This window comes from Aquabacterium sp. (assembly GCF_050725395.1).
In the GTDB taxonomy this organism is placed as follows: Bacteria; Pseudomonadota; Gammaproteobacteria; order Burkholderiales; family Burkholderiaceae_C; genus Aquabacterium.
In genome coordinates this window covers 1-1,562 of record NZ_JBOHHL010000092.1, presented here as the reverse complement: position 1 = coordinate 1,562, position 1,562 = coordinate 1, and the positions used below count along the sequence as shown (strand labels likewise).

The following is a 1,562-nucleotide window of genomic DNA, read 5'->3' as shown; positions in this document are numbered from 1 at the left end:
CGCGCCCTGACCACCTCGGGTGTTGCCGCGCTGACCACTGATCAGATCGTCGCCCTGAACACGGCCCAGGTCGCTGCCCTCGGCACCAACCAGATCGCTGCCCTGACCACCGCGCAAGTCGCCGTGATCGAGACCACCGACCTCGGTGCCCTGAACACCGCCAACATCCGTGCCCTGACCACCGCCGGTGTCGCCGCCTTGACGACCGACCAGATCGCTGCCCTGAACACGACGCAAGTCGCCGCCTTGGCCACCAGCCAGGTCGCCGCCATGACGACGGCTCAGATCGCTGCGATCGAGACCACTGACCTGAAGGCCATGACCACGGCCCAGATCGCGGGCCTGAACACCGCCCAAGTCGCTGCCCTGACGACCGCCCAGGTCGCTGTCCTGACCACGTCTGAAGCACGCGCCTTGACCACCTCGGGTGTCGCTGCCCTGACCACCGATCAGATCGTTGCCCTGAACACCGACCAGGTCTCCGCCCTGGTCTCCACTCAGATCGCCGCCCTAACCACCGCGCAAGTCGCCGTGATCGAGACCACCGACCTCGGTGCCCTGAACACCGCCAACATCCGTGCCCTGACCACCGCCGGTGTCGCCGCCTTGACGACCGACCAGATCGCTGCCCTGAACACGACGCAAGTCGCCGCCTTGGCCACCAGCCAGGTCGCCGCCATGACGACGGCTCAGATCGCCGCGATCGAGACCACTGACCTGAAGGCCATGACCACGGCCCAGATCGCTGGCCTGAACACGGCCCAAGTCTCGGCCCTGACGACCGCCCAGGTCGCCGTCCTGACCACGTCTGAAGCACGCGCCCTGACCACCTCCGGTGTTGCTGCCCTCACGACCGATCAGATCGTCGCCCTGAACACCGACCAGGTCTCCGCCCTGGTCTCCACCCAGATCGCCGCCCTGACCACCGCACAAGTGGCCGTGATCGAGACCACCGACCTCGGTGCCTTGAACACGACCAACATCCGCGCCCTGACCACCGCCGGCGTCGCTGCCCTGACGACCGACCAGATCGCTGCGCTGACCACCAACCAGGTCGCCTCGCTGACCACCAGCCAGGTCGCCTCCATGACGACCGCGCAAGTGGCCGCCATCGAAACGACCGACCTCAAGGCCATGACCACGGCCCAGATCGCTGGCCTGAACACGGCCCAAGTGGCCGCCCTGACGACCGCCCAGGTCGCCGTCCTGACCACGTCTGAAGCACGCGCCTTGACCACCTCGGGTGTCGCCGCGCTGACGACTGATCAGATCGTCGCCCTGAACACGGCCCAGGTCGCTGCCCTGGGCACCAACCAGATCGCTGCCTTGACCACCGCGCAAGTCGCCGTGATCGAGACCACCGACCTCGGTGCCCTGAACACGGCCAACATCCGCGCCCTGACCACCGCCGGCGTCGCTGCCTTGACGACCGACCAGGTCGCTGCCCTGAACACGACGCAAGTCGCTGCCTTGGCCACCAGCCAGGTCGCCGCCATGACGACCGCTCAGATCGCTGCGATCGAGACCACTGACCTCAAGGCCATGACCACGGCCCAGATCGC

Annotated in this window: 1 protein-coding gene; it reads left to right on the top strand. The window is 67.3% G+C overall.

Features of this window, described 5'->3' with window-relative positions; translation table 11 throughout:
- Positions 1 to 1,562, top strand: a 1,562-nt coding sequence (locus ACREB4_RS21245; protein ID WP_431590230.1) for a beta strand repeat-containing protein, incomplete at both ends; no start/stop codon positions are given.